Source organism: Bradyrhizobium sp. (assembly GCF_049798375.1).
Classification (GTDB): domain Bacteria; phylum Pseudomonadota; class Alphaproteobacteria; order Rhizobiales; family Xanthobacteraceae; genus Bradyrhizobium.
Window position 1 is genome coordinate 1 of record NZ_JBARGP010000652.1, and the last position, 6,210, is coordinate 6,210.

Annotated in this window: 4 protein-coding genes; all 4 read right to left on the minus strand. The window is 64.7% G+C overall.

Annotated features, from left to right (window positions below; all coding sequences use genetic code 11):
• Positions 1 to 127: 127 nt before the first annotated feature.
• Positions 128 to 511: a RidA family protein gene (locus tag WA702_RS25530; protein WP_425113317.1), complete on the minus strand. Its 384-nt coding sequence runs from the start codon at positions 509 to 511 to the stop codon at positions 128 to 130.
• A 132-nt stretch (positions 512 to 643) separates the two neighbouring features.
• Positions 644 to 2,977: an acetamidase/formamidase family protein gene (locus tag WA702_RS25535; RefSeq protein WP_425113318.1), complete on the minus strand. Its 2,334-nt coding sequence runs from the start codon at positions 2,975 to 2,977 to the stop codon at positions 644 to 646.
• Positions 2,978 to 3,234: 257 nt separating this feature from the next.
• On the minus strand, positions 3,235 to 4,476 hold the full coding sequence (locus WA702_RS25540) for an acetamidase/formamidase family protein (protein WP_425113319.1): 1,242 nt from the start codon (positions 4,474 to 4,476) through the stop codon (positions 3,235 to 3,237).
• Between the two features lie 58 nt (positions 4,477 to 4,534).
• Positions 4,535 to 6,151 carry an amino acid ABC transporter permease/ATP-binding protein gene (locus WA702_RS25545; RefSeq protein ID WP_425113320.1) on the minus strand — a complete coding sequence of 539 codons (1,617 nt, stop codon included), beginning with the start codon at positions 6,149 to 6,151 and terminating at the stop codon, positions 4,535 to 4,537.
• Between the last annotated feature and the right edge of the window lie 59 nt (positions 6,152 to 6,210).

Genomic DNA, 6,210 nt, shown 5'->3' on the forward strand with positions numbered 1-6,210 from the left:
TTGCGGCGCGACCTTCATTGTCGCGCGCAAATTGACATCTGCTGACAGGGCGAGGCAATCCGCGAAAACGTTTGTCTCCTGCGCAGGGGAACATTGCCGCCGGTGACGACTTATTTACCGCCGGCGATTATGGTCGTCGGCAGACCAGATCGATCTCGATCAGCGCGTCGTAAGCGAGCCCAGTGACACCGACGCAGGTGCGGGCAGGCAGGCGATCCGCAGGGAAGAATGAACGCCAAGCTTCATTCATTGCGGCGTAATCGCGGCCGAACTGCGTCAGATAAATCCTAGCTATCACAACATGTTCGAAGCCGATGTTGAGACCTTGGAGTATGTACCTCAAGTTCTTCATCACCGCTTTTGTCTGTTCGATGATACCATCGGGTAGCACGCCAGGGGCCTCCGGCGAGTCCGGCATCTGTCCGGTGACGAAGACGAAGCCGTCGCTCTCCACGGCATGGCTGAACGGTGCGACAGGCTTGGGCCCGCCCGTGATCATGTGGAATTGCATGGTTTGATCCTTGCTGATCGGTGCTGGTGGTTAAGTCAGGTGCCGCCGTCATTGCGGGGAGCGTCAGCGACGACGCCATCCAGGCTTCCCTTTTTGGCGCTGGATTGCTGCGCTCCGCTCGCAATGACGCTTTCATCGGCCGCTCGTGTCCGCAAACAATCCCTTGCTCAGGATCGCGTGCACACCCCAATTGCCGTCGACGACCTGCGTCACGCCAAAATCGACCGCGGCCGACATCAGCGCGATCGCCTCGTCCTCGGAGAGTCCTTTGGCTTGCATCAGGAAGCGGCGCATCTTGCGGAAGGCATCCTTCATCGCGAGGTCGAGCGAGGAGGTCGCATAGACTTCGCTTTGTCCTTGCGCGCCGAACTCGGCCAGATAGTTCGGGTGGCTGAAGCCGGTCAGCACCCAGTCAGTCGCGGTCTCGATCAGCGGATATGACAGGTCGGCAAACACGTGTCCGGCGAGCGCGCCCTTCTTGTGCAGGATCACCTGGAAGGTGCCGGTCATCGAGCATTCGATCGCAGTGCCGCCGAGTTCACCATCGCCTTGCGTTGCGTGGGGATCGCCGACCGAGAGCAGGGCGCTGGGCACCGCCACCGGCAGATACACCGTCGAACCCTTGCCGAGCCGCCAATTGTCGAGATTGCCGCCGAAATAGGAGGGCGGAATCGAATCGACGAAATCGGCCTCGCGCGGCGCGACCGCGATCACGCCGAAATGCGGCCGCAGTGGAATCCTGATGCCATCGAGCACGCCGTGGCGGCGCTTGATGCTGCCGGGCGCGACGGGAACGCCGGGATAGTCGTAGGTCGCGTGCACGACGCCTGAGGGGTCGGTCTGCGGCGTCCAGCGATAGGAGTAGAGCGCCCGCGCGTGCGGCGCGGGATCGTCGGCGAGGATCTCGTAGATGGTCACGGCCTCGCGGGCCGCGGGCCCGGTGAGCAACTCATGATAATGATAGCCCCACCAGGCCGCGACGCTGGAGCCGAAGACGCGGCCCTGATGGCCCGGCGCGCGGCTCGGCCGCGGCACGATATCGAGGATGCGCACCTCCAGCACGTCACCGGGCTGCGCATCCTTCACCGCGACCGGGCCGGTGCAGATGTGCACGCCAAAGCCTTCGCCGGCGCCGCGGCCGAACACGCTGGCGTCCATCGGGCCGGCGCCGCGGCGGTCGACGTTCTTGTTTGCCGTGGTCCAGCCGAATACACTCTCAGCGCCAGCATCGCCCGCGATCATCCGCTCGGGATCATCGGATGCGTGCTGGGTCAGCGTCTCGATGGTGATGGTATCGCCTGAAGCGATCTCGAGCTGTGGTCGAAGCGCGCGGCTGAAATAGCCCCAATGCACCCGCGAGGCATTGGCGGCGAGATGATGATGGGTCCGTTCCGCGCCCCCCTCGCGATCATTCGGTGGCGCCGGCGGGCTGCCGATCCTGACAGGAGCCGCGTGCTGCGCGCGCAACAGGGCATCCTGCGGCCAACCGCGCTGGCCGCGCGCGCCCGATAACTCCGCAGCCTGCTCGGATTTCTGCTGACGGAATTCGCGCGGCGAGGTTCCGAAGCGTTGGCGGAAGCTGCGGCTGAAATGCGCGGAGTCCGCGAACCCGTAGCGATAGGCGATCTCGGAGATCGAGCGATGTGCTTCAAGCGGATTGGAGAGATCAGCCCAGGCACGCTGCAGCCGCCGCTCGCGGATGTAATGGCTGAAATTGTCGCCGACAGCTCCGAACAGCTTCTGCAGATAGCGCTCGGAAATTCCTTCGCTATGTGCGACGCGCGCCGGCGTCAGCTCGGCATCGTCGAGCTTGCGCTCGATGATCTGGCAGATCCGGTGCAGGATCGCGGCCTGCGTCGCGCTGTTGCCGGGGTCCGAGCAGGCCGCAGGTTGCTGATGCGCCAGGGTCAGCAGCAGGTCGACGAGGCTCTGTGCGACCACAGCCCATTCGGCATCGTTCAGTGTCTCCAATGTCCGCGCGGACGTCTCGAGCAGCCGACCGTACACGGCGCCGAGTCCCGTCGCCGCCACAATCTCGGGCGCGCTGCGCTTCAGCTTGCCGGCGATGCGGCCGTGCAGCGCGTCCGAGGTCACCGACAGCACGATCGCGCGCATGTCGCGCGGGAACAGCACGCTCCAATGTCCGCCGCGCGGCAGCAGCAACAGGCTTCCCGCCGGGACGATACGGGGGCCGTCATCGGTCCTGAGCACCGTGCCGTCCTCCATCGGCAGCAGCACGATAGGCAGATTTTCGTTCGGTTGGGCGAGGGCGGCAATGGTTTGCGCGCCTGCGGCAATCCGCGTCAGCGCGATGCCCGGCAGCTGGCGATGGGATGCGGTGGCGTGCCCGTCATGGCGGCCGCTCCCCGAAGCCGGCTGCAGGCCGACGGCGGCCAGCACGTCACGCCACGCCTCCGGACGGTCGTCCTGCGTGTAGGATTCGCTTGTGAAGGGTCGAAAACTCATGGGACTGCTCGACACCACCAGGGCCAAGCAACCCCCATGCCAGACGAGCTTCATGGCTGGCCGACCTTGCAGTGGCATGTCTCCGCGTGTGGCGTGCTGACGCCGAGCATTCGGTGCGCTCCCTCCCCCTTTGTGGCGAGGGTTGGGGAGGGGGGCCTACAACGGCGGTCTTTGCTAAGTACCCCTCTCCCCAACCCTTCCCCACAAGGCGGGAGGGAGCATACCTTCAACTGCGCGATAGCTCTCGATCCGGCTCATCAATCGCACCGGAACACGTTCTTGCGGATGGTGCCGTGCACGCCCCAATTGGCATCCACCACCTGGGTGACGCCGAAATCGGCACCGACCGACATCAGCGAGATCGCCTCATCCTCGCTCAGGCTATGCACCGTCATCAGGAACCGCCGCAGCTTGCGGAACGCATCGCGCATCGCACGGTCGAGACTGGAGTGGTTGGCAATCTCGGTCTGCGCGTTGGCGCCGAGTTCGGCGAGATAGTTTGGATAGGTAAAACCGTATACCGACCACGCCTGATCAGTCTCCAGCATCGGATGCGCCAGGCCTTCGAGCGCCGTGCCGCCGAGGTTGTTCTTCTTGTGCAGGATGAACTCGAACTCGCCGGTCAGCGAGGTCTCGATGGCGGTGCCGCCGAGTTCGCTGTCGCCTTGCGCGGCGTGGGGATCGCCGACCGAGAAATAGGCGCCGGGGACAGCGACAGGGTAATACATCCGCGCGCCCTTGCCGATCCGCCAGTCATCGATATTGCCGCCGGTGTAGCTCGGCGGAATCGAGGAGACGAAATCGGCCTCCGACGGCGCCAGCCCCATGGTGCCGAAATGCAGCCGCGCCGGCACCTTGATGTTTGGGAGAACGTTCTCGCGCTTCCTGATCGTCGTGTGGTCGACGCGGACGCCGGGATAGTCGATGGTCGGGTGCACGATGCCGTGGGGATCGGTCTGCGGCGTCCAGACATAGTTATAGACCGCTTTCGCAAACGGTTCACCGCTGGTGTCGAGCTCGAAGATGGTGATGACCTCGCGTGGCTTCGGCTCCTCGATCAAATCGTGATAGTGGAAACCCCAATTGGCCGCGACGTTGGAGCCGAAGCATTTTCCGGCGTGACAGCCGCATTGGCTCGGCCGCGGCTTGATGTCGAGGATGCGAATCTCAAGCACATCGCCGGGCTCGGCGCCTTCGATCGCGACGGGCCCGGTGAGCAGATGCACACCGATGCCTTCGCCGGCGCCGCGAATGAACGGACCTTCGGTCGGCCCGGAGCCGCGCCGTGCGACGGCTTTATGTTCTTTGGTCCATTTGAACACGCTTTCGGCGCCTGGATCATCCTTAATCATGCGCTCGTAATCGTCATTGGCGTGATGGGTCAGCGTCTCGATGGTGGCGCGGTCGCCGGAGCGCAGCGTCAGCGAAGGGGTGACGACCTTGGAAAAATAGCCCCAGTGAACGGTTTTGGGCGAAACCGGCAGCAGATGATGTTTCATGCAAGGGCCTCTTGGCAGAATGGACGCGACGTCGTTGCTGTTGATGTGAAGGGTGAGCTCATCGCACGGGCTCCGGCTCGCGGTCGGCGTCCATCACGGAGAGGAAGCGCTGGGTGACGGGATGGCGCGGATTGGTCAGCACCTGATGCGCCGGGCCTTCCTCGAGGATGATGCCGCCGCTGAGGAAGGCGACGCGGTCGGCGACCTCGTCGGCGAAGCGAACCTGGTGCGTCGAGATGATCATGGTCAGTCCATCGTCGATCGCGAGCCGCCGGATCACTTCAAGCACTTCATTGACAAGTTCGGGATCGAGCGCCGAGGTGGGCTCGTCCAGCAGCAGCACGCTCGGGTTCGGCGCCAGCGCGCGTGCGATCGCAACGCGCTGCTGCTGACCGCCGGAGAGATGCCGCGGCAGCGCATTGGCGCGATGGCTGAGGCCGACGCGTTCCAGCAGCTCATCCGCGCGGCGATCTGCGTCGGACCGGCCGATGCCGTGGACCCAGCGCAGCGGACCGGCGATGTTTTCCTTGGCGGTGAGATGGCTGAACAGGTTGAACTGCTGGAACACCATGCCGACGCCGACTTCGGCGCGCTCATTTGCGATCGCGCGCGGCGACAGCCGCTTGCCGTCATCGTGGAAGCCGAGCCGCTTGCCGCCGACGCGCACGGTGCCGGTGTCCCAGTTCTCCAGATGGTTGATGCAGCGAAGCAATGTGCTCTTGCCGGAGCCGCTGGGCCCCAGCAGCGCGATCACCTCGCCGATCCGCACGGTGAGATCGAGCCCATTGATCACGGTGTGGCCGTCATAGGCCTTGCGCAGGTCGGATACTTCGACCGCGATATTGTTGCGGGCGATGGTGGCGGCACGCTTGGTGCGCTCGTCGCGGGTCAGCGCGCGCCGCGGCGTCTCCGCGGGCTCGGCCGGAGCCGTCTCGGTGGGCGCCGCCTTGTCAGCAAGCTCGAGCTTGGTTGCGAGATCGACGCGGCGCCAAGGCAGATAGTCGGCGAGCTTGCGCTCTCGGGTGCTGCGGTCGAGATCCAGCAGCCATTCCAGCGCCAGCTGGATCACGCTGACCGCGCCGGTAAGCACCAGATAGATCAGGCCCGAGGCGAAGAAGATCGAGAAGAAGTCGAAGGTCGACGAGGCGAGCTGGGTCGAGCGCAGGGTCAATTCCGGCACTGCGATCACGGACGCCAGCGAGGAGTTCTTCAGCGCGCTCACCGTCTCATTGCCGAAGGCCGGAATCATGGTGCGGATCGCCTGCGGCGCGATGATCCGGCGCATCAAGACCGCCGGCGTCATGCCGAGCGCTTGCCCCGCGAGCAGTTGGCCGCGCTCGACGCCGAGCACGCCGGCGCGCAGCATTTCCGCAATGAACGGTGCCTCGTTGCAGGCCAGCGCCAGGCCGGCCGCCAGCACGGCCGGCAGCTTGATGCCGATATGCGGCAGCGCGTCATAGGCAAACACCATTTGCAGGATCAGCGGCGTGCCGCGGAAGATCACGGTGTAGCCGCGCGCGAATGCCGACAGCAGCGACAGCCGGCTCAACTGCATCCAGGCGAGGATCAGGCCGAGGATCAGTCCGCCGCCGAGCCCGAGCGCAGTGACCTGAAGGGTCAGCTCGATGCCCTGCAACAGATACGGCATGCTGAGGTAGTGCAGGAACAGGGACATCGATTGATTCACGCGATGAGAAATTGAGCCCGACTAGCGCGGCAGTGACGGTGCACCCT